We start from the raw sequence: 18896 nt of genomic DNA on the forward strand, positions 1-18896 counted from the left end.
GGGCGCCCCTCATGGTCGTCTGCACAGAACGCACGTACTTCTCCTCGAGAATCGACTCGTGAATCGGATGCGACCGGTCGCTCACCGGTCAGTCACGCTGTGCGAGCCGCTCGACCAGCCGGACCACGCCGTACAGACCGGCGGCGAGCAGGGCGAGCATGACGAGTGTGGAGAACAGGCCGATGGTGTCGGCCGCCTGGCGCTGCACCGACAGCAGCTGACCCAGGCCGTCGCCGCCCATGACGAACTCCCCGACCACCGCGCCGGTGATGGAGAGCGTGAGCCCGTTGCGCACCCCGGCGAGGATGCTGGGCAGGGCGAGCGGAAGCTCGATGTACCAGAGCATCCCCCACCGCCCCACGCCGTCCACGCGGGCGGCGCCCAGCACCTCGGGGTCCAGGGCGCGCAGCCCCAGCACGGTGTTGACGAGGATGGGGAAGAAGACGAGGAGCGCGCACAGCACCGCGATCGGCAGCAGTCCGTAGCCGAGCCACAGCGCGAGCAGCGGGGCCAGCGCCACCGCGGGCACGGCCTGCGATGCGGCGATGTACGGCTGGAGCGCGGCGGCCGCCAGGTCGCTGCGGGCGATGAGATAGCCGAGCGGCAGCGCCACTCCGATTCCCATACCGCTTCCGGCCAGCGCTTCTCGCACGGTTTCCCAGGTGTAGTCGACAAGGGAATCGTGCAATACCTGGTCGATGAAATACCGGGCCAAGTCCACCGGTCCCGGAAGGTAGAACTCCGCCACCGCTCCGGTACGGGTGACGATGTCCCAGACGAGAAGCAGTACCAGCCCGAATACGAGCGGCGGAAGCACTCCCCGGAACATCACCCCCGTGCGACGCCCGCCACCGCTCTCGCGGGTCTTTCGCACCCGCGGCGGCCGGGGGGAATGCGGCTCGCGCCGCGGCGTCACCGCTTCCGGCTCACCGCGCGCTACCGCCGTGGCCGCCGTACCGCTCCCGTACCCCTCACCCATCCCCAAATCCCCTTGTATTACCGGCGGTTGCCAGATCGCGGCACGCCCGCGTGCAACCTATCCCCAGCGCACACCGGTTCACAATGTCGATGGGAAAACGAAACAATTCCGAGGCCGGACTTCCCGCCATGTCCTCAGCGGTCCCCGAGAATGCCCAGCTCGGAGGCGCGCGCCCCGGCCTGGAAGCGTGAGTTGGCGTCCAGCAGCTCCAGGATCCCGGTGACATAGCGGCGGTACGTACGCACGGAAATCGCCAGATCGCGGGCGGCCGCCTCGTCGGTGACCCCGTCCCGCAGCCGCGCCAGCACCCGGCGCACCATCTCCGTACGGGCACGGTTGCCGAAGTCGAGCGGGCGCGGGGCGGGGGTGGCGCCCGACCAGATGGAGCGGAACATGCCGTACAGCGAGCCGACCACCACCTGGTCCTCGATGACCGAGGTGTGCCGCCCGTCCGCCGATTCCGTGCACACCAGTGCGGTCCGGCCGTCGGCGATCACGGCCGTGGGCAGGGGCACCGGGGCGATCCGGACCTGCGCGGGGCGGGGTGCGGACGCGGGCTCGTCCGCCGCCTCGGGCCCGGGTGCGGCCGCGGGCTCGGGCGCGGCTCCGGGATCGGGCGCGGGGACCGGCGCGGGCGGGGGCGCGGGGCCCGGAATGGGCGCCGGTACGGGCGCGGGTCCCGCCGGAGCACCGCCACTCGAACCGCCACCCGAACCGCCGCCCGAGCCGCCGCCCGGTCCGCCGGCGGGACCGGCCCGGCCGCGCAGCACCCGCACCCGCACTGCCTCGTCGTCCAGGTTCAGCAGCAGGGCGGTGAGCGCCGCGTGCGCCGCCGCCATCCGGCCGGGCGCTTCCGGGAACACGGCGTCCACCCGCCCCCGGGCCTTGGTGATCACCTGTTCGGCGGCAGCAAGGAACGCCCCGTCCGCCATCCCCACCTGCGTGAACTGCCCCGTTCTCGTTCTTCGGGCCCGATGTTCGACGACGGTGGCCTCGATGAGGGCCCGCACCTCCCGTAACGTCCGCTCCAGGACGTCCCCCGGATCACCGGGATCCTTCATGTCGTCATTCCCGCCTCGCGACGTGGTCAAGGTCTCGAGTGCCATGCGCTATCGGTTTTGGGGTTATGGGTTGTGGGTCATGGGCTGTGGATTCCGGCCATGGGTGCCGTGGGCGTCATGGGCGCCATGGGTGAAGGCGGGGTCAGCGGTCCGGCAGCAGCCCCAGCTCCACCGCCCGCACCCCCGCCTGGAAGCGGGATCCGGCCCCCAGCTCCCGCATGATCTCCGCGACATACCGGCGGTAGGTCCGCAGGGACACCTGCATGTCGCGCGCCGCCACCTCATCGGTGTGGCCGGTGCGCAGGCATTCCAGGATGCGCCGCGTGGACGTGGGGCACAGCCGCCCGCCCAGCCGCGGATAGTCCTCCAGCGCCACGGCGTTCCCCCAGGTCCCCGCGAACATCAGCTCCAGCGCTTGCACCGCGGCGGGATCCTCGACCAGCGACGCCTGCCGTCCGCCGCCCCGCGCCGGGTCCGGCGGTTCGTTCCGTACGTAGACGATCTGGCCGTCGATGAACAGCGCTTCCGGTAACTCCCCGTCACAGACGCGGACTTCGCAGCGCGGGTCGGTGCGCGCCAGCGCCCGCACCCGGGCCGCGTCCAGCGCCCGCGGCAGACACAGCAGCCGCACCGCCCTGCGTCCGCGGCCACCCCGGGCGGGCCGGGCGAGTGCCGAGCAGACGACCTCCGACTGCTCCTCGCCGCCCGACAGGACGACGCTCACGGTCCGCTCGGCCCCGTCCACGAGCGTGTCGACGACCTCGGCGAGCGGCACCTGCCCGAGGGCCTTCCCCGCCCAGGAGTCCTGGGCCAACTCCCGCCGGTGCCGGGTGACCGTGGACTCGATCAGATCGCGGGCGGCCAGCAGGGCACGCTCGACATAGTCGCCGGTCATGGCGGGGACCGAGGAGTCCGTCTCATGCTCAGGAGAAGGCTCGGACATCGTCACAAGACCAACCATGACTTCCCCTGGAGGGCGACAGTTACCTAGTTCTGCAAATACCGGCCTGGTTCTTGGAATTTCCATGCCTCAACGTGCTCAAAACGCGGAGGCAGCATGGTGCGAAATCACTGATGACAGTAATTCGCGCACAGCGACGACGTCAACGCGGGGCGTGAAGTAAAGAATAGCCCAAGTCCGGCGCGTCAGAGCGCGATACGGCGCTCGACCGCCCGTCAAGCGGCGTGCTTTGTCAGTAAGTTACGAACCGTCAGCCAGCGAGACCGTTATCCGGACACGATCAGTCGCAATGCGACGACGCTCCGCCACGAAGCGGAACCGACCATGTCCGGTTGCTGCCACCGCCCCGAACGGGTCACGGGTCACTGCGGGCCGAAGGTGACCGAACCGCTGAAGTCGCGCCCCTGGATGACCGGACCCGAGGCAGTCCCGGAGAAAGTGTTGTGCACCGAGCCCGCCTTCCGCTCCGCGGGCTCGCCGAACTCCCGCAGCCAGGCGGCCAGATCGCGCCCGAACTCCGGGTCCTGCCGCGACCGCTCGACCAGCAGATCGGCCAGCCGACGCAGCCGCTCCTCGTCGTCGTACGGAATGGTCACCGGCTCGGGCTCGCCGCCCGCCGGTTCGGCGTCGCCGCGCCGCCACACCCGGCGGGCCAGCGCGCCGAGCGATTCCAGGGCCCGCCGCCCCGCCTCGCCCCCGGCGCCCGATACCGCCGCGTTGACCGCCGCGACCAGCGCACCCGTCGTGACCGGATCCATGGGCCCTCCCCTGCCGTTCCGTCAACTCCCCGTGACACAACGCTATCGGTGGGGCGGTCAGGGATCCACCGCTTCGGCGCGCAGCGTGAACCAGACCGTCTTGCCGTGGTCGTGGAGGTCCGTACCCCACTCATGGGCCGTCTTGCTGAGCAGGAACATCCCGCGCCCGCACTCCGAGAGGAAGTCCGGCTCCTTGACCACCGGCAGTGAGGTCTCGGAGTCGAAGACGGCGGCGCATATCCCGTACGGGCGGTTTTCGAGCGTCAGCACGCACTCGGGCGACGCCGCGTGCTTGTGGACGTTGGACAGCAGTTCGGTGACGCACATCGCCGCGGGCGTGACCAGTTCCTCGCGCCCCCACAGGCGCAGCCGGGCGCTGACGGCGCGGCGCACCTCGGCGAGTTTCTGCGGGTGGACGCGGAGGCGGAATTCGTACCGCTGCGGGATGTTGTCTGCCATATGGTCCGGGGCCCCTCCAAAGCGCAGCGCACTGCCGCCATGTCGCAAGAGCGATCCTGGCTCATCGGGAGTGCCACTCGCAATGTTTCGACCCATTGGCTCAAGACTGGCATATGCCGCCTGGTCGCCCCTGTCGGCGATAGTCCAGACTGACGCCATGTCCTACCAGCCAGTGCCCACCGTACGGCGCAGGCGTCTGGGTTCAACTCTGCGGAGGCTGCGCACCGAAGCGGGGATGACACTGGACGCGGCGGCAGAAGCGCTCAACGCGACCGCGAACGGTTCCCCTGGCGCCCGCCACTGGACCGCGCCCAAGCTGTCGCGCATCGAGAACGCCAACGCGACCATCCGCACCACCGAGGTCGAGGTCCTGCTGCGGGCGTACGAGGTCACCGACTGCGAGATCCGGATCGCGCTGGAGGGGCTCGCCAAGGACGCGGGCAAGCGCGGCTGGTGGCAGACGTACCGCGGAGTCGTCGCGCCCGCCTACGCCGACTACATATCGCTGGAGTCGGACGCCGACTCCGTCCGCGACTACGCCCCGCTGGTCATCCCCGGGCTGCTCCAGACGTCCGAGTACGCGCGCGAGACGATCGCCGCGAACGCCAGGGCCCGCAGCGCCGCCGAGGTGTCCGCCCTCGCCGAGGTGCGGCTCGCCCGCCAGGCCGTGCTCACCCGCGCGGACGCCCCGCTGAAGCTGTGGGCCGTCATCCACGAGACGGCGCTGCGCCGCCGGTTCGCCGACCGCCCGGCCATCATGGCCGAGCAGCTGCGCCGACTGCTGGACGTCGCGGAGTGGCCGACGGTGACCCTCCAGGTGATGCCGATCGACGCGGCGCCCAACCCGGGGGACGCGGGCGCGTTCACACTTGTGGGCTTCCCGGGTCCGATGCCGGATGTGGTCTCCCAGGAGAACCTGCGCGGGCCCACGTACGTCGAAGGTGTCGACGACGTCAACGTTTTCGTCGACGCCTTCGGCCGCATCGCCGACAGCGCGCTGTCTCCGGATGCGACGAAGGGCCTCATCGCAGATCTCGTATGAGAAAGAGGGCCCCACACATGAACACCTCATGTACCTCTGCACCACTCGCCGGGAACCAGCACCGTCCGCGCTGGCGCAAGTCCTCGTACTCCGTGGGCGAGGGCCAGTGCGTGGAGATCGCCGCCAGCGGCGGACGGCTGCTGATCCGGGAGAGCGACGACCCGGGCGTGGTCCTCACCACGGCCCCGGCGACGCTCGCCGCCTTCCTGCGGGGCGCGAAGGCGGGCACGTTCGACGCGTGACGTCAGCGGATGGGTGGCCGCCCGGCCCGGAGGCCGGGCGGCCTTTCGCTGCCGGAGCCGAACCTGTCAGAACTGGACATCCGAGCACGCGTAGAACGCGTTCCCGGTGTCCGCGATGGTCCAGACGGCGAGGATCACATGCCGTCCGGTCATCCCGCTCGGGATCGTCCCCGAGTGGGAGAGCGTGGACGGCGGCCGCTGGTTGTTGTACGGCACGGTCAGGAAGGGCTGGGTCTGGAGGTTCGAGCGGGTCACCTTGCTGCTCGGATTCCAGCCGTTCTTGGTGATGTAGTACTTGAAGTCCGTGGTCGCGTGCGAGGCCGTGAACCGCCAGTTGAAGGTGTAGCTCCGCCCGGCGGTCAGCTTGGTCGCGGGCCACGATCCGCCGCGCGGATCGTCGAGCTGGGCGAACCGGCTGTTGCCGCCCGCACAGATCGTCCCGTCCGCGGGCCCGCCCGACGGGAACCCCTTGGGCCCTTCCACGCTCTGCGGCTCGTACTGGATCTCGCCACAGTTGGCGACGGTCCCGCTGGCGCACAGCTTCTGCCTGCTGATCGGTGAGTCGGTGTAGCCGTGACTGGTGGCCTCGCCACCCGTCGCGAGAACGGTGACCGCCGCGAGCCCGATGCCGACCACGGCGGCGCGGATCTTCTTGCGCATGCTTCGCTCCTGAAGACGTGGGGGTGCTTCTGCGAGCCGTGCGATGCGGTCTAGACCAAGTCGAGCGTAGCCAGGCCATTTGGTCATGTCCATACCAATGACGGGGAGGATGGAGCCTGGTCCGGACCACCCCACGAGGTCCGGTAAGATTCCTTTGTCAGCAGGCGCCGCTAGCTCAGTTGGTTAGAGCAGCTGACTCTTAATCAGCGGGTCCGGGGTTCGAGTCCCTGGCGGCGCACCGATGGCCTTATGGCCACTGACCTGGGGTTTCCTGGCTCGTCCGGGAAACCCCAGTTGCGTTTTACGACCACTGCTCAGCCCCCGATGACCTATGCTCCGTGCGGAGCCGGACGCCTGGAGGCCAGAGCTGATGCTGATGACGGTGGGCATCGTCGCCGTTCTTCTCTGGATCGTGCTGTTCGCCTGGGTCACCTGGCACCGGCGCAGGTTCGGCGGTGGCGGCGCCGCGAACACCGAGGCATTGTCCGAGGTGTTCCACCCCTCGCGGCGGCACGTCCAGGAGCAGAGGGAACGCCGGCTCACCCTGCGCGACGACACGGACTCCGGTGCCCCACCGGGCAGCACCGTGGACTTGGACTCGGGCACGGCGGTAGTGCGTCCGCGGCCGAAAAGGCCCTGACTGAGACGTGTCCCGTAAGGGCGTCGTGTCAGCCGTTGCCCCGGCTACGGACTCAGCCCTCCGTGTCGGAAAACCTCTGCGCGAGATCGCGGTGCTTGTCCGCGGCCAGCTTCCCCTGGACGGGGCTGATGGTCGATCCAGCCATGCGGCTCAAGCGTTCGACCTCCTCCGAGAAGCGCAGGTGCTCGCGCCGCGCGTGCTCACGGCAGGCAAGGCAGGTGACACGATCCGGGCGAGGCGAGGTCATCGCATATGGCACCCGCAGCCCGCATCCAGTACCGACGAGGTTCGGCAGGTCACCGGCCAGACCAAACGTGGATGCCAAAACGTTGCGGGTAGCGGCATCGCCGTGGACCACCTTCGACTGAACGTGGATGTGCGGATCGTTCCCGTCCATGGATCCTCCCTGCCCCGGCGACTGGACTGACGGAGAGTGCTTTCGCCCGGCTGCATCCCGCAGGAAGAGTCTGCCATGTGCCCACGAACCACTGCCCCGCAAGCAATCGGCCGACGGCGGCTACCGCGGCACCGGCCCGGAGGGCTACGCCTCGACCGGACCGTAGATCAGTTACGGGACACGTCTCAGGACGACTGCCGGGCCGCGCGCCACTCGGGGGCGAGGACCGACCAGATCTCCATGTCGCACCGCTTCCCCCGGTACAGGAAGCTCTCCCGCAGTACGCCGTCCTTCGTCATCCCGAGCCGCCGGGCCACCGCGATACTGGGCGCGTTCGCCGCCGAGACGTGCCACTCCACGCGGTGGATGCCCCGCTCCTCGAGGGCCCAGTCGATGATCACGCGCGAGGCTCTGGTCACCAGGCCCCGGCCCACCGCCGACGGCTCCAGCCAGCAGCCCGCCTCGGCGGTGGCCTGCGCGATGTCCATCGTCCGGAAGAGGACTCCGCCGACCAGCTTGCCGTCCGTCCAGATGCCGTAGATGCGACCGGTGTCGGTCGCGGCCTTCTGCGCGTACGACTCCAGGAACCTACGGCTCGACTCCAGGTCCGTGACGGCGTCCGCGAGCCCGACGTGCTGCCCGATGAGTTCCCGCCCCCGCTCCATGTGGGCGAGGAATTCCTCGGCCTGCCACGGTTCGAGCGGGCGCAGCTCCGCGCCGTCGTCCCCCAGGGATATCGCGTACATCATCGCCCTCCACCGCCGAACCCACCCCACGACGCGACGGATCTTCTCACGGGCGTCCGCGCCGCTACCCGGCATTTTTCCCGCGCCCCGAAACAGCCCGAACGCCCCGGCGCGCGGAGGGCACCGGGGCGTTCGTTACGGGCGTTACGTGGTCAGGCAGCGATCAGTCGCAGGAGGGGCACGGCTCGCAGTGGCGGACCGTCACGTCGTCGATGACCGGCCCCCAGGCGCCGGACATGGTGCTGGCGAACGCCAGGGTCGTGGTGGCGCCGGTGGCCACGAAGCTCACCTCGCGGGTCACATAGCCCATGTTCGCCGTCGTCTTGCCGGTGGTGTCGAAGCTGAAGTTCTGGAAGAGCTGGCCGTCCACCAGGACCTTTCCGGTCTTCAGGGCCGGACCGCCGACCCCGGGGTTACCGGCGAGGGAGTACGTCACCGTGTACCGCTTCCCCGGCACCGTCGTGAAGGTCTGCGCCACCGTGCCCGCGTTCTGGCCGTTGAGGTCGACCGACTGGTCACCCTCGGCGGCCTGCCAGAACCCGTCCCCGATCAGGTCGACGTTCCCCTCGGTGACCTTCCACGGCCCGATGGACCCTCCCGTCCCGATGTTCACGAACGTATTGGCCGCCACCCTGGGCGTCTCGAAGCTCCCGCCATCGAAGTGACTGGCCGCCGGCGCGGCCAACGCGGCACCCGTACCGGCTCCCGCGAGAACACCGGCGACGATGACCGCGGCAGAAAAGGTGCGAATGAGCGACATGTTCCCCTCCTGGATGAAAGGTGCGCGAGCGTCTGAATTGACCGCCCGGATGAATCTCCCTCAACCCTTGGCGGAGGCCAAGACCCAGTCACGGGCGCACGGTGGTGCACACCGGCCCGAACTCCCCGGGCGCGCCGGTCAGTTGGCCCGCCCGCCCCTCAGGGAAGCCCAGGGGTCCCGTCACCGCCCCGGCGGTGCACGAGCCACCCGCAGCGCCTTGTTCCGGGTTCCGGGGCGAATACACTGGGTGACGACCGCGCCCGTGGCCACGTCGAGCGGAGGCAGACATGACCCGCGCCTGGGCACCCGACCCGTCCGCGTCATTCGAGCGGCGGCTCGGAAAGTCCGCAGCAGAGCTGGGCAATTCCGACGGCCGTGACGACTGCGGCTGGTCGTCATTCCCGGGAACATGCTCAGCGCGGCGAAGGCAGACATCCCCGATGCGTGATCTCCAGGCCCCCGCTCTCCCGCCCGACCAGGGCGAACGGCTCACCCGGGACGCCTACAAGCGCGACTTCCGGGAATGTGAAGCGACGATCCGTGACGCCGCCTCCTGGAAGCTGGAGCGCCGCCAGCACTTCGAGGAGCAGGGCAGCCCCAGCCGGGACGCGCTGCGCCGGGGCCAGTGGGAAGAGGCGCTGCGCCTCCTGGAAGACCGGCGGGACGCCCTACGCGCCGCCGAAGAAGAGGACACACAGCGGGGACACACCTTCCACCGTGTGCGGGTGGTCGAGACGCCGCTGACCCCGTACATGCAGTGGGAACTCCACTCGCACCGGCAGCGCGCCGAGTACGGAGAGCGCATCCGGGTCACGGACGCCGTGCAGACGGCCTCCGCCGAAACCGCGGGCCCACTCCCCGAAATCGTGGTGCTCGGCGGCAGCGTCCTCTTCCAGGTTCTCTACGACGACGCCGGATGCTGCATCGGCGCGAGCCGCCACACCGACCATGGCACGGTCAGCAACTGGGCAAGCTACCTGGAGAAGCTCTTCACGGCAGGCGAGGACATCGCGTCGTACTTCACCCGCGAAGTGGCACCTCTCCCCCCTCCCCGGCTGAGAAGGGACTAGGGAGTGTCGGAGTCCGGCGCGGATGACGGACGGCGCGGCGACAGCACGCGCTCCGATCTCTCAGGGTCCTCCCGCGATGTCGTACAGGCCAGAAACATCAGCGGGGGTATCCACTTCCACGGGCAGTCGGGGCAGGGCCAGCGGGGTGGAGAGGACGCAACGAGCCCCACCCCGCGGCAGCTACCGGCCGATGCGCCCGGTTTCGTCAATCGCACCGACGAACTCGGCCAGTTGAACGCTGTCCTGGTCAGCGAAGACGGCGATCCGCTGGTCGTCTCGGTCTACGTGATAGCCGGAACCGCCGGGGCGGGAAAGACGTCGCTCGCGCTGCGCTGGGCGCACCAGATGCGGCACCGATTTCCGGACGGGCAGCTCTACGTCAACCTGCGCGGCTACGACCCCGGAGAGCCGGTCGCCGCGTACACCGCCCTGCACCGATTCCTCACCGCCCTCGGCGTCCGCGCCTCTTCCGTGCCGCGGGATCCCGAGGCCGCCGCCGCGCTGTACCGCTCGCTGCTGGCCGACCGCCGCGTTTTGATCGTCCTGGACAACGCGGCCACGGTGGGCCAGGTGCGGCCGTTGCTGCCCGGCAGCGCCGGGAGCCTGGCGGTCGTTACGAGCCGCAGCCGCCTGGCAGGCCTCGCCGTCCGCGACGGGGCGCGTCGGCTGACGCTGGGCGTGCTGCCCGAGCCGGAGGCGGTCGCCCTGCTCCGCGCCGTCACCTCCGGATACCGGCCGGACGACGACGCGGACAAGCTCAGCGAGCTGGCCCGGTTGTGCGCCCGGTTGCCGCTGGCCCTGCGCATCGCCGCCGAACGCGCCGCCGGCCACCCGCACATGCGGTTGGACGACCTGATCGCCGACCTGCGGGACGAAAGCGCCCTCTGGGATGCCCTCAGCACAGGGGACGACGAGGAAGCGGAAGCCGTACGCACCGTGTTCGCGTGGTCCTACCGCGCGCTGTCCGACCAGGCCGCCCGGTTGTTCCGCCTGCTGGGTCTCCACCCCGGTCCCGAATTCAGCCTGCACGCGGCCGCCGCGCTCACCCGATTGGCCACCAGCCGGGCCCGTCAGCTGCTCGACACGCTGATCAGCGCCCATCTGCTGGAGCAAATAGGCCCGGATCGCTACCAGTTCCACGACCTGCTGCGCGCCTACGCCGTCGACCAGGCACAGCACGAGGAGCCGCCGACGGAGCGGGACGCCGCGCTGCGCCGCGTGCTGGAGTGGTATCTGCACACCGCGGACGCCGCACAGAGCTGGCTCCAGCCCGCCGAGGACCACCTGGCCTGGTGTCGCCGTCGGACGGCGTGCGTCCCCTGGCATTCGCCGACTACGACACCGCCGTGGACTGGTCCGAGCGCGAGCACACCAACCTTCTCCAGACCGTCCGCACCGCGGTCGCCGCCGGGCATGACCGGCTCGCCGGGCAGTTGTCCGCCGTGCTGTGGTGGGCGAAATTCCCCTCCGCCCCCGGAGCCGACTGGCCGAGCGTGGGGCAGCTGGGCCTGGAGGCGGCGGCCCGGTGCGGCGACCGGGTCGCGGAAGCCCTGCTGTCCACGTACCTCGGCATGGCGTACGCCCAGCTCAACCGCTCCGCGGAGAGTCTCGAACGGCACCGGAGCGCGCTGGCCATCTGGCGCGAGGTCAATGACCGCGTCAACGAAGCGCATTCGCTCAACCTGATCGGGCTGAACCACCTCCGCCATAGGCGGTTCGAGGACGCAGCCGATCACTTCGAGCAAGCCATCGCCACCTTCCAAGAGGAAGGCTCCGCCCACTGGGCCGCCACCGCGCTGTCCAACCTCGCGACCGCCCATCACCGCGCCGGACGTCTACGGGAGGCCGCGTCCACCGGCGAGCAGGCCCTGGCCGCACACCGCGCCCTGGACAGCCGACGCGGCAAGGGCAACATCCTGCGCCTGCTGAGCGACCTCCGGCGTGAACAGGGCGACATCGAGGAGGCCTTGGTCCTGGCGCACACCGCGCTCGACATCGCCGCCGACCTCCGCAACATCCGTTTGGAGGGCTACTGGCTGCTCGCCCTGGGCGACGCGCAGCAGGCCGCAGGTCAATCCCCCGATGCCCTCACCAACTACCACCGGTCCGCCACGCTCCACCAGCGCCTCGGCGACCGCAGCAGGCAGGCGATGGCCTGGCACGGTGCGGGCGAGGCGTATCGCCGACTGGGCCGTCACGCCGAGGCGGCCGACTTCCACCGTCAGGCGGCCGTCACTCACCGCGCCTTGGGGGACGCGTGGCACGAGGCGATCGCGCTCGACGGGCTGGCCACGGCCTTGCTCGACGATGACCCCGAGGCGGCTCGTCGGCACTGGTCCGAGGCGCTGAGGCTGCTCGCCGACTACAACGACCCACGGGCCGTGGCAGTGCGCAGCGCCGTCGAACGTCGGTTGGAGGGAGTGGACCAGGCGAGCTGATCGAATCATCTCTACCATGGGGTATGCACTGGGGAGTTGGGGCGGGCAAGGGGGAGGCCATGCCGGTGGAGATCCATCTGACGTGTGACGACGGGACGCAGGACGGCGGCGGCACGATGTCGCTGTACCGCTGGCTGATCGCCGATCCGGAGCTGCGGGGGCTCGCGCGGGTGTCCACCGCGCCCGTCCCGTCCGGCGAAGGGCACATGGGCGGGGCGACGGAGATCGTCAATGTGGTCCTCGGCAACACCATCGCCCTGACGAACCTCCTGGTGGCCGTGGCAGCCTGGCGGGATTCCCGGCCCCGCACGCCGCAGGTGCGGCTGGAGCGCGACGGGGAGTCCATCACCGTGTCCGAGGCCTCGCCCGAGACGGTCGAGCGGATCCTCAGAACCTGGGAAAGAGGCCGCGGCGGCGAGCCGGATGCGGGGGACGCGGGGGACGCTGAGCGCGAGGAGTCGGAGTAACCGGTGGCCACACTTCCTGACCCGGCCCGTTCGGAAGCGGTACTGGTGGGCGCGCACACGTACGGCACGCTGCCCGACCTGCCCGCCGTGGCCCGCAATCTGGATGGCCTGCGCGGGGTGTTGACCGATCCGGCGGTGTGGGGCCTGCGCGGGGAGCGGTGCACCGTGCTCGCCCAGCCGGGCAGCGCCCAGCAGGTGCTGGACACCGTGAAGGAGGCCGCCGCGCGGGCCACGGACACGCTGTTCGTCTACTACGGCGGCCACGGTCTGATCGACCCGCACACGGACGAGCTGTATCTCGCCCTGCCCGATTCGGTCCACGACCGCGAGTACACCGCGTTGCGCTACGAGTATCTGCGCCGCGCGGTACTCGACCCGGCGGCCGGTGTGCGGCGCACCGTGGTGGTCCTGGACTGCTGCTACAGCGGACGGGCGCTGATCGGCCGGATGAGCGCGAGCGACGAGATCGCGGACCGGGCGGCGGTGGAGGGGACCTGCCTGCTCACCGCCTCCGCCGAGACCCGTGCGGCGCTCTCCCCGCCGGGGGAGACGTACACCGCGTTCACGGGCGAGTTGATCACCGCGCTGGGCGAGGGCATTCCGGGGGCGTCCGACCTGATCGACATGAACACCCTCTACCGGCATCTGCACCGCACCCTGGCCGCCAAGTCGCGGCCCCTGCCGCAGCAGCGGAACCGCAACACGGGAGGGCTGATCGCCCTCGCCCGCAACCGTGCCGCCGCGGCGGCGGTACCGGTGCCGATGCCTCCGCCTCCACCCTCGCCGCCTCCGATTCCCACCCACCGGCCGGAGGCCGCCGCGCCGCCTCCCCGACGTGGCCGGAAGCCGTCCCGCGGGCAGGTGGTCGGGGCCGCGGCGGCCGCGCTGGTGGTCATCGGCGGGACGTTCTTCGCCGTCACCCAGCTCGGCGGGGACGAGGACAAGGGCGGCGCCAAGGACAAGGACGGCAACGCGACCGGCCCCAGCGTCGCGCCCAGCGACAAGTCCCTGGGCGACATCGTCGTAGCCGGGAAACCCGTCACCGGCTCGACGAAGTCGCAGCGTACGTACGCCGACGGCAAGCTGTACGCCCCGGTCACCGGGTACAGGTCCCTGGCCTTCAGCGCCGCCGGACTCGAAGCGCTCCATCGCAAAACCCTGGACGACGGGGGCAGCAAGGTCATCACCACGATCGACCCGGCGGTGCAGAAGGCGGCCTACGAAGCCCTGGGGGACGCCAAGGGCGCGGCGATCGCGATCGACCCGTCGAACGGCAACATCCTGGCGCTGGTCAGCACCCCCTCGTACGACCCCGCCACCTTCAGCGGAAGCACCACAGACGACCAGAAGGCGTGGCTGAAGCTGACCGGGGACAAGAAGAACGACCCCATGCTCAACCGCGCGACCCGGGAGGCATATACCCCCGGGTCGACGTTCGAGCTGGTGGTGGCAGCGGCGGCGCTCGAAGAGGGGCTGTACGCATCGGTCGACGAGGCGACCGCCAGCCCCAACCCCTACACCCTCCCCGGCACCGCCACCTCGGTGAGCAACAAGAGCGCCCCAGGCTCCTGCAAGAACGCCAGCCTGCGCGTCGCCCTCCGCTACTCCTGCGACAACGTCTTCGCGAAGGCAGCCGTCGACCTCGGCTGGGCGAAGGTGAAGAAGATGGCGGACAAGTTCGGCTTCAACGACGACAAGAGGAAGATGCCCATCACCGTGGGCACAAGCGTCTTCCCGAGCGACCCCACCAAGGCGGAGACCGCGCTGTCCGGCGTCGGGGGCTTCGAGGTGACAGCGACCCCGTTCCAGATGGCGATGGTGTCCGCCGTGCTGGCGAACGACGGAAAGCTCGTCTCACCCCACATGGTGTCCAAGGTGACGGACGCCGACGGCGAGGCTCAGAACCGGGACAAGCCCGACACGACACAGGTCGTCAGCCAGCGCACGGCTGCCGAGCTGCGCAAGGCGATGACCGCCGCGGTGACGGGCGGCACGAGCACCGCCGCCCGCATCGACGGCGCGGACGTCGGCGCTACGACGGCCCTCGCGCAAAGCGGCAGCGACCGGATCGACTGGTGCACCGCCTACGCCCAGCCCGGCTCGGGCGGTCGGCAGGTGGCCATCGCCGTGGTCGTGGAAGGAGAGGCGGGTTCCGGCGGGAGCGATGACGGGGCGGCGACGCCGATCGCCAGGAAGGCGATGGAGGCCGCCATCGCCCGCCGATGATCAACCCTCGGGGGTCTACTGGAGCTTGGCCAGGGTCAGGACGTCGCCGCCGATGCCCCAGCCGCCGTCGGCGACCTCCTCGACCAGGACCAGGGTGTTGGCGCGGGCCGGTTCGCCGTAGATCTCGGCGTACAGCTCGGTCGTGCGCGTGATGATCTTCTCCTTCTGCTGCTCGTCGAGGGTCCCGGCGGGGACCTTGAAGTTGGCGAAAGGCATGGCGGTTCTCTTTCCGACGTGGGACGGCGGGACGGTTCCAGCCTGGGCAGATCTCCCCGTGCCAGCCAGGGCTGTGCCCACCCAGGGGTTGCCGTCCCCTGGCTCCGCGCCCCGGTGCGCGCGACGATGAGCGGCGTGAACCACGCGCAGCTCGCCGCATTCCTGAAGTCCCGGCGTGACCGGATCCGCCCGGCCGACGTCGGGCTGACCGCCGGTCCGCGGCGCCGGGTGCCCGGTCTGCGGCGCGAGGAGGTCGCCCAACTGGCCGGGCTCTCCGCGGACTACTACACGGAGCTGGAACGCGGGCGCGGTGCCCAGCCCTCGACCCAGGTGCTGGCCGCCCTCGCCCGGGCGCTGCGGTTGAACGGAGACGCGCGCGACCACTTGTTCCACCTCGCCGACCGCCGCGTTCCCCCCGCGGCCCACGGACCGGCCGCGCACGTCCAGCCTGCCCTGCTCGGCCTGCTGGACCGGCTCACCACCACCCCCGCGCAGGTCATCACCGACCTCCACGAAACCCTCGTCCAGAACCCGCTGGCCGCCGCGCTCCTCGGTCCGCCCCCGGCCGTACGCGGCCCCGCGGCGAGCTTCGTCCACCGCTGGTTCACCGACCCCGGCGCCCGCGCCCTCTACCCGGCCGAGGACCACCCCCACCACTCCCGGGCCTTCGTCGCCGACCTCCAGGCCGTCGCCGCCCGGCGCGGCGGTGACTCCACGGTGCAGCGGATGGTGGCCGAACTACGCCACCGCAGCGAGGAGTTCGCCGAACTCTGGGCCACCCACGATGTCGCCCTCCGGCGGACCGACCACAAGCGCATCGTTCACCCCGCCCTGGGGATCATCGAACTGGACTGCCACACCCTGTTCAGCGAGGATGGCTGCCAACGCCTGCTGTGGTTCACCGCCCCACCCGGCACCGAAGGCGCCTCCCAACTGGAACTCCTCTCCGTCATCGGCACCCAGGACATGAAACGCGAGCGAGCGCACTGAAATATGGAGATCGCCGAACTCGTCTTGAAGTACATAGAGGCGCTGGTCTGGCCCGCCGTGACGGTGGGGCTGGCCTGGGGCCTGCGCAACCACATTCGTGAGGCGTTCGCGCGGATGACCCGCCTGGAAACTCCGGCGGGCGCGATCGAGTTCGAGACGCAGGCACGGGAAGTGCTGAGCCAGGCGGAGGAAGCGGCCATCGCCGACTCACCGGGGCCCTACGCCCCGGGGGTGCCCGCGCAGCGTCCTCAGCCCTGGGCGCCGTACCCCGCCCCGGGTGGGGCGCCGACCCCGGAGCGCGTGGAGGAGGGGCTCGGCCCTTCCGCCCCCGAGGAAGCCCCGCCACCGGCACAGCCACCCTCGCAGCCACAGCCCTCACAGGCACCGCCCTCGCCGACACCGCAGACACCGCAGGGGTCAACTCCCCCACCCGCAGGCCCGTGGGCCCCTCCCCCGTACGCGCAGTCGGACGTGGTCGAGGCACCACCGCTCTGGCGCGAACAGCTCCGGGAAGCCCGAACCCTGGTCGACACATCGCCCGTCGGCGCCATCGTCACGGCGTGGAGCGCGTTGCAGAGCGTGCCGACGGCCGACCTGCCGCCCCACACGGCCAGGCTCCTCGATCAGCTGCGCCTGCTGCGCAACAAGGCCATGCACCAACCCGAAACCGTCACACCCGCCGCCGCCCGGACCTACATCGAAAGCTGCCTCCACATCGCCCAGCTGGTCGAAAAGTCGAGGTGACCCTGACAGCCCGGAACCGAGAAGTGGTCTTTACGTCGCCAGGAGTCTGCGCAGCCACACCAGGCGCGCCGCCCGCGCGTCGCGGGAGATGGCGGCGTGCGGGGCCATGCCGCTGAAACCGTGGAACGCGCCGGGCCAGACGTGCAGCTCGGCCCGTCCCCCGGCGCGCCACAGGCGGCTGGCGTAGTCGACGTCCTCGTCGCGGAAGGTCTCCGCGGAGCCCACGTCGATGAACGCGGGCGGGAGCCCGGACAGGTCGGTCGCGCGGGCGGGTGCGGCGTACGGCGAGACGTCGTCCGTGCCGCGGGCGGCGCCGAGCAGCGCGGTCCACCCGGCCTCGTTGGACGCCCTGTCCCACACCCCGATCCCGGTCATCTGGTGGGCGGACGGGGTGTCGTTACGGTCGTCCAGCATCGGGCACATCAGCAGCTGCCCGAACAGGGCCGGGCCACCTCGGTCGCGCGCCATCAGGGCGACGGCCGCCGCGAGCCCGCCGCCCGCGCTGCCACCGGCGACGACGATGCGCTCCCGGTCGATGCCCAGCTCCTCGGCGTGCTCGGCGGTCCAGCACAGACCGGTGTAGCAGTCCTCGAGCGGCCCCGGATGCGGGGTCCCGGGCGCCAAGCGGTACTCGACGGACACCACGGCCAGCCCCAACTCCTCGGCGAGGTCGAGCATGTCGGGCATGCCGGTCCGGTTGTCGCCGACCATCATGCCGCCGCCGTGGATGTGGTAGAGCGCCGGTGTCGGGGCGGCCGCTTGGGCGGGGCGGCGGGCCGGGCGGCAGATCAGCAGCGAGACCTCCGGCGCGCCGGCCAGGCCCGGAACGGACCGCTCCGTGACCCGGAAGGCCCCGCCACGCTCCAGGTCCGCGTCCGTCACCGGTGCCATCCCGGGCACGTCCTCGGGCGGCGTCTCACCCGGGTCGGCCCCGGAGCCGCCCGGCGGCAGGATCTGCGTGATGACCGCGAGTGCCGCGGCGAGTTCCGGGTCGAACGGCGGCGGTGGCCCGATGGGTGCCGTGTCCGCCGGGTCGGGGGATGTGTTCCGCATGGAGGGCTCCCGGGGTCGCAGAAGGAGGATCCCCCGTCGTCGGCCGCCCACTGCCCGAAGATCAGCCGCCGCGCAGTGGAGTCTACCGGCTGCGTCCGCTGTCCGGGCTTGCCCCGGACAGAGGCCCTGACCAGGCCGGACAGGTTCACGTTGTCCCGGACGGCCGGAGGACCTTGCTGGCCGGGGACGTGCCTGGGAAGAGTTGATGCCGTTGACGACGGCGCCGCCCAGCGAGATGGCCGCAACCGTCTCTGCGTCAACGCACCCGAAGGCTCAAACCGAAGAGAGGTATGCCCATGCACCGCAGCAAGCGCTTGAAGTCCGCCGCGGCGGCGGTCGCCGTGGCCGCGGGAATCGCGGTGTTCCCCGCCGCATCCGCCTCGGCGGCCCCGTCGACCGTTGACCTCGGCGGCATGAAGGTGTCGGCGTCGGCGTCCGCGGCGTACGAGTGCCCGCGCGTTCACACCACGGACAATTACGCCTACACCTGGTGCCGCGTCTACAGCGGCAAGGTGCGGCTGATCGCCGACTGTGCCTCCCCGTTCCCGGACAAGGCGTCCGGCTGGATCACGCCGAAGTCGGGCAACCCGACCCAGCGGCTTCAGGCCGGACCATGCATCAACGGGATGGGGCCCAACAGCGGACCGCAGGGAACCAACTGATGGCGCGGCAGCCCAGGCGGCTCACCGCACTGGCCGCGCTCACCACGTCGGTGCTCATCGGCCTGCTCGCGCCGAACGTCTCAGCGGCCGCCGAGCCGGAGCCCTTCGCCAGAAAGTGGCGGGTCGTCGTGAAGTGCCAGCTTGTGCGGATCAATCCGTACGACGTCGTGAAATACATCGACGGGACCGGAACGGGCACGACCAGGAGCAGCGCCGAGCTGAACGCCAAGAAGCACGCGGACACCAAGGTCCCGGTGGGTCACTACAAGCGCCACTGCGACATCGTGCAGGAGGGGCGTGTGTGATGGCGCCCGCCCCGCCCCTT

At 70.7% G+C, this 18896-nt stretch carries 22 protein-coding genes, 1 tRNA gene and 2 pseudogenes; 14 read left to right on the top strand and 11 right to left on the bottom strand.

Going from position 1 to position 18896, the window contains the following annotated elements; genetic code table 11:
* Positions 1–88 precede the first annotated feature (88 nt).
* The 5 genes from HYQ63_RS44730 to HYQ63_RS16650 all read right to left on the bottom strand — a co-directional run bounded on the left by HYQ63_RS44730 (position 89) and on the right by HYQ63_RS16650 (position 4218).
* A complete protein-coding gene (locus tag HYQ63_RS44730; protein ID WP_257232616.1) occupies positions 89–652 on the bottom strand; it encodes an ABC transporter permease in 564 nt (187 codons plus the stop codon).
* 461 nt (positions 653–1113) lie between these two features.
* On the bottom strand, positions 1114–2040 hold the full coding sequence (locus tag HYQ63_RS16635) for a DNA-binding response regulator (RefSeq protein ID WP_179934613.1): 927 nt from the start codon (positions 2038–2040) through the stop codon (positions 1114–1116).
* A gap of 142 nt (positions 2041–2182) precedes the next feature.
* Positions 2183–2935, bottom strand: coding sequence for a hypothetical protein (locus tag HYQ63_RS16640; protein WP_257231900.1), 753 nt, complete (start codon positions 2933–2935; stop codon positions 2183–2185).
* A gap of 428 nt (positions 2936–3363) precedes the next feature.
* Entirely contained in the window at positions 3364–3759 is a 396-nt protein-coding gene (locus tag HYQ63_RS16645) for a hypothetical protein (protein WP_179934617.1), read from the bottom strand.
* A gap of 57 nt (positions 3760–3816) precedes the next feature.
* The gene (locus HYQ63_RS16650) at positions 3817–4218 is read right to left on the bottom strand and encodes an ATP-binding protein (RefSeq protein ID WP_179934619.1); all 402 of its coding nucleotides are present in this window, start codon (positions 4216–4218) and stop codon (positions 3817–3819) included.
* A 157-nt stretch (positions 4219–4375) separates the two neighbouring features.
* Between HYQ63_RS16650 and HYQ63_RS16655 the strand changes: the two genes are divergently transcribed.
* Together HYQ63_RS16655 and HYQ63_RS16660 are read left to right on the top strand one after the other, a co-directional pair.
* The gene (locus HYQ63_RS16655; RefSeq protein ID WP_179934620.1) at positions 4376–5260 is read left to right on the top strand and encodes a helix-turn-helix transcriptional regulator; all 885 of its coding nucleotides are present in this window, start codon (positions 4376–4378) and stop codon (positions 5258–5260) included.
* A gap of 17 nt (positions 5261–5277) precedes the next feature.
* Positions 5278–5502 carry a DUF397 domain-containing protein gene (locus tag HYQ63_RS16660; RefSeq protein WP_179934622.1) on the top strand — a complete coding sequence of 75 codons (225 nt, stop codon included), beginning with the start codon at positions 5278–5280 and terminating at the stop codon, positions 5500–5502.
* Positions 5503–5568: 66 nt separating this feature from the next.
* Here the strand turns inward: HYQ63_RS16660 and HYQ63_RS16665 are convergent, their stop codons facing one another.
* Positions 5569–6162, bottom strand: coding sequence for a lytic polysaccharide monooxygenase (locus tag HYQ63_RS16665; protein WP_179934624.1), 594 nt, complete (start codon positions 6160–6162; stop codon positions 5569–5571).
* A gap of 164 nt (positions 6163–6326) precedes the next feature.
* Here HYQ63_RS16665 and HYQ63_RS16670 point away from each other — a divergent pair.
* Positions 6327–6400 (top strand) — tRNA-Lys (locus tag HYQ63_RS16670).
* Between the two features lie 132 nt (positions 6401–6532).
* Entirely contained in the window at positions 6533–6802 is a 270-nt protein-coding gene (locus tag HYQ63_RS16675) for a DUF6191 domain-containing protein (protein ID WP_257231902.1), read from the top strand.
* A 52-nt stretch (positions 6803–6854) separates the two neighbouring features.
* On the opposite strand, the gene HYQ63_RS16680 is transcribed toward HYQ63_RS16675, so the two are convergent.
* The 3 genes from HYQ63_RS16680 to HYQ63_RS16690 all read right to left on the bottom strand — a co-directional run bounded on the left by HYQ63_RS16680 (position 6855) and on the right by HYQ63_RS16690 (position 8705).
* Complete coding sequence (locus tag HYQ63_RS16680; protein WP_179934626.1) at positions 6855–7199, bottom strand: hypothetical protein; 345 nt, start codon at positions 7197–7199, stop codon at positions 6855–6857.
* 185 nt (positions 7200–7384) lie between these two features.
* Positions 7385–7945 carry a GNAT family N-acetyltransferase gene (locus HYQ63_RS16685; protein ID WP_179940187.1) on the bottom strand — a complete coding sequence of 187 codons (561 nt, stop codon included), beginning with the start codon at positions 7943–7945 and terminating at the stop codon, positions 7385–7387.
* Positions 7946–8108: 163 nt separating this feature from the next.
* Entirely contained in the window at positions 8109–8705 is a 597-nt protein-coding gene (locus tag HYQ63_RS16690; protein WP_179934628.1) for a choice-of-anchor C family protein, read from the bottom strand.
* A 440-nt stretch (positions 8706–9145) separates the two neighbouring features.
* Here HYQ63_RS16690 and HYQ63_RS16695 point away from each other — a divergent pair, with 440 nt between their 5' ends.
* The 6 genes and pseudogenes from HYQ63_RS16695 (at position 9146) to HYQ63_RS16710 (ending at position 14906) form a co-directional block, all read left to right on the top strand.
* Positions 9146–9775, top strand: a complete 630-nt coding sequence (locus HYQ63_RS16695; protein WP_179934630.1) for a DUF6879 family protein — start codon at positions 9146–9148, stop codon at positions 9773–9775.
* Positions 9776–9778: 3 nt separating this feature from the next.
* A pseudogene (locus HYQ63_RS45630) lies at positions 9779–10669 on the top strand (NB-ARC domain-containing protein); the annotation flags it as partial.
* A 398-nt stretch (positions 10670–11067) separates the two neighbouring features.
* On the top strand, positions 11068–12213 hold the full coding sequence (locus HYQ63_RS45635) for a tetratricopeptide repeat protein (protein WP_306664828.1): 1146 nt from the start codon (positions 11068–11070) through the stop codon (positions 12211–12213).
* 59 nt (positions 12214–12272) lie between these two features.
* Positions 12273–12680 carry a hypothetical protein gene (locus tag HYQ63_RS16705; protein ID WP_179934632.1) on the top strand — a complete coding sequence of 136 codons (408 nt, stop codon included), beginning with the start codon at positions 12273–12275 and terminating at the stop codon, positions 12678–12680.
* Between the two features lie 45 nt (positions 12681–12725).
* Positions 12726–13337 (top strand): annotated as a pseudogene (locus HYQ63_RS46030) (caspase domain-containing protein); the annotation flags it as partial.
* A 105-nt stretch (positions 13338–13442) separates the two neighbouring features.
* Complete coding sequence (locus HYQ63_RS16710; protein WP_373689211.1) at positions 13443–14906, top strand: penicillin-binding transpeptidase domain-containing protein; 1464 nt, start codon at positions 13443–13445, stop codon at positions 14904–14906.
* A gap of 15 nt (positions 14907–14921) precedes the next feature.
* On the opposite strand, the gene HYQ63_RS16715 is transcribed toward HYQ63_RS16710, so the two are convergent.
* Entirely contained in the window at positions 14922–15122 is a 201-nt protein-coding gene (locus tag HYQ63_RS16715) for a 4-oxalocrotonate tautomerase family protein (protein WP_179934636.1), read from the bottom strand.
* Between the two features lie 126 nt (positions 15123–15248).
* Here HYQ63_RS16715 and HYQ63_RS16720 point away from each other — a divergent pair, with 126 nt between their 5' ends.
* Complete coding sequence (locus HYQ63_RS16720; protein ID WP_373689096.1) at positions 15249–16112, top strand: helix-turn-helix domain-containing protein; 864 nt, start codon at positions 15249–15251, stop codon at positions 16110–16112.
* A gap of 3 nt (positions 16113–16115) precedes the next feature.
* A complete protein-coding gene (locus tag HYQ63_RS45640; RefSeq protein ID WP_179934640.1) occupies positions 16116–16856 on the top strand; it encodes a hypothetical protein in 741 nt (246 codons plus the stop codon).
* A gap of 30 nt (positions 16857–16886) precedes the next feature.
* Here HYQ63_RS45640 and HYQ63_RS16730 read toward each other — a convergent pair whose 3' ends face one another.
* Positions 16887–17909 (bottom strand): alpha/beta hydrolase, encoded by a 1023-nt coding sequence (locus HYQ63_RS16730; RefSeq protein WP_179934642.1) that lies wholly within the window; start codon positions 17907–17909, stop codon positions 16887–16889.
* 296 nt (positions 17910–18205) lie between these two features.
* Here HYQ63_RS16730 and HYQ63_RS16735 point away from each other — a divergent pair, with 296 nt between their 5' ends.
* Entirely contained in the window at positions 18206–18571 is a 366-nt protein-coding gene (locus HYQ63_RS16735; RefSeq protein WP_179934644.1) for a hypothetical protein, read from the top strand.
* Positions 18571–18876: a hypothetical protein gene (locus HYQ63_RS16740; RefSeq protein WP_179934646.1), complete on the top strand. Its 306-nt coding sequence runs from the start codon at positions 18571–18573 to the stop codon at positions 18874–18876. Before HYQ63_RS16735 ends, HYQ63_RS16740 begins: the two co-directional genes overlap by 1 nt.
* Positions 18877–18896 lie beyond the last annotated feature (20 nt).

Origin of the sequence: Streptomyces sp. Rer75 (assembly GCF_013414305.1) — a bacterium.
Taxonomy (GTDB): Bacteria; Actinomycetota; Actinomycetes; order Streptomycetales; family Streptomycetaceae; genus Streptomyces; species Streptomyces himastatinicus.

What these genes read in the sequence shown, in the direction of transcription:
- HYQ63_RS16645 (WP_179934617.1), bottom strand. Translation starts at nt 3,759, where the DNA reads ATGGATCCGGTCACGACGGGTGCGCTGGTCGCGGCGGTCAACGCGGCG.
- HYQ63_RS16695 (WP_179934630.1), top strand. Translation starts at nt 9,146, where the DNA reads ATGCGTGATCTCCAGGCCCCCGCTCTCCCGCCCGACCAGGGCGAACGG.
- HYQ63_RS16675 (WP_257231902.1), top strand. Translation starts at nt 6,533, where the DNA reads ATGCTGATGACGGTGGGCATCGTCGCCGTTCTTCTCTGGATCGTGCTG.
- HYQ63_RS16705 (WP_179934632.1), top strand. Translation starts at nt 12,273, where the DNA reads ATGCCGGTGGAGATCCATCTGACGTGTGACGACGGGACGCAGGACGGC.
- HYQ63_RS16720 (WP_373689096.1), top strand. Translation starts at nt 15,249, where the DNA reads ATGAGCGGCGTGAACCACGCGCAGCTCGCCGCATTCCTGAAGTCCCGG.
- HYQ63_RS16650 (WP_179934619.1), bottom strand. Translation starts at nt 4,218, where the DNA reads ATGGCAGACAACATCCCGCAGCGGTACGAATTCCGCCTCCGCGTCCAC.
- HYQ63_RS16680 (WP_179934626.1), bottom strand. Translation starts at nt 7,199, where the DNA reads ATGGACGGGAACGATCCGCACATCCACGTTCAGTCGAAGGTGGTCCAC.
- HYQ63_RS16690 (WP_179934628.1), bottom strand. Translation starts at nt 8,705, where the DNA reads ATGTCGCTCATTCGCACCTTTTCTGCCGCGGTCATCGTCGCCGGTGTT.
- HYQ63_RS16665 (WP_179934624.1), bottom strand. Translation starts at nt 6,162, where the DNA reads ATGCGCAAGAAGATCCGCGCCGCCGTGGTCGGCATCGGGCTCGCGGCG.
- HYQ63_RS16730 (WP_179934642.1), bottom strand. Translation starts at nt 17,909, where the DNA reads ATGCGGAACACATCCCCCGACCCGGCGGACACGGCACCCATCGGGCCA.
- HYQ63_RS16710 (WP_373689211.1), top strand. Translation starts at nt 13,443, where the DNA reads ATGCCTCCGCCTCCACCCTCGCCGCCTCCGATTCCCACCCACCGGCCG.
- HYQ63_RS16685 (WP_179940187.1), bottom strand. Translation starts at nt 7,945, where the DNA reads ATGTACGCGATATCCCTGGGGGACGACGGCGCGGAGCTGCGCCCGCTC.
- HYQ63_RS16735 (WP_179934644.1), top strand. Translation starts at nt 18,206, where the DNA reads ATGCACCGCAGCAAGCGCTTGAAGTCCGCCGCGGCGGCGGTCGCCGTG.
- HYQ63_RS16660 (WP_179934622.1), top strand. Translation starts at nt 5,278, where the DNA reads ATGAACACCTCATGTACCTCTGCACCACTCGCCGGGAACCAGCACCGT.
- HYQ63_RS45640 (WP_179934640.1), top strand. Translation starts at nt 16,116, where the DNA reads ATGGAGATCGCCGAACTCGTCTTGAAGTACATAGAGGCGCTGGTCTGG.
- HYQ63_RS16655 (WP_179934620.1), top strand. Translation starts at nt 4,376, where the DNA reads ATGTCCTACCAGCCAGTGCCCACCGTACGGCGCAGGCGTCTGGGTTCA.
- HYQ63_RS16635 (WP_179934613.1), bottom strand. Translation starts at nt 2,040, where the DNA reads ATGAAGGATCCCGGTGATCCGGGGGACGTCCTGGAGCGGACGTTACGG.
- HYQ63_RS16640 (WP_257231900.1), bottom strand. Translation starts at nt 2,935, where the DNA reads ATGACCGGCGACTATGTCGAGCGTGCCCTGCTGGCCGCCCGCGATCTG.
- HYQ63_RS16715 (WP_179934636.1), bottom strand. Translation starts at nt 15,122, where the DNA reads ATGCCTTTCGCCAACTTCAAGGTCCCCGCCGGGACCCTCGACGAGCAG.
- HYQ63_RS16740 (WP_179934646.1), top strand. Translation starts at nt 18,571, where the DNA reads ATGGCGCGGCAGCCCAGGCGGCTCACCGCACTGGCCGCGCTCACCACG.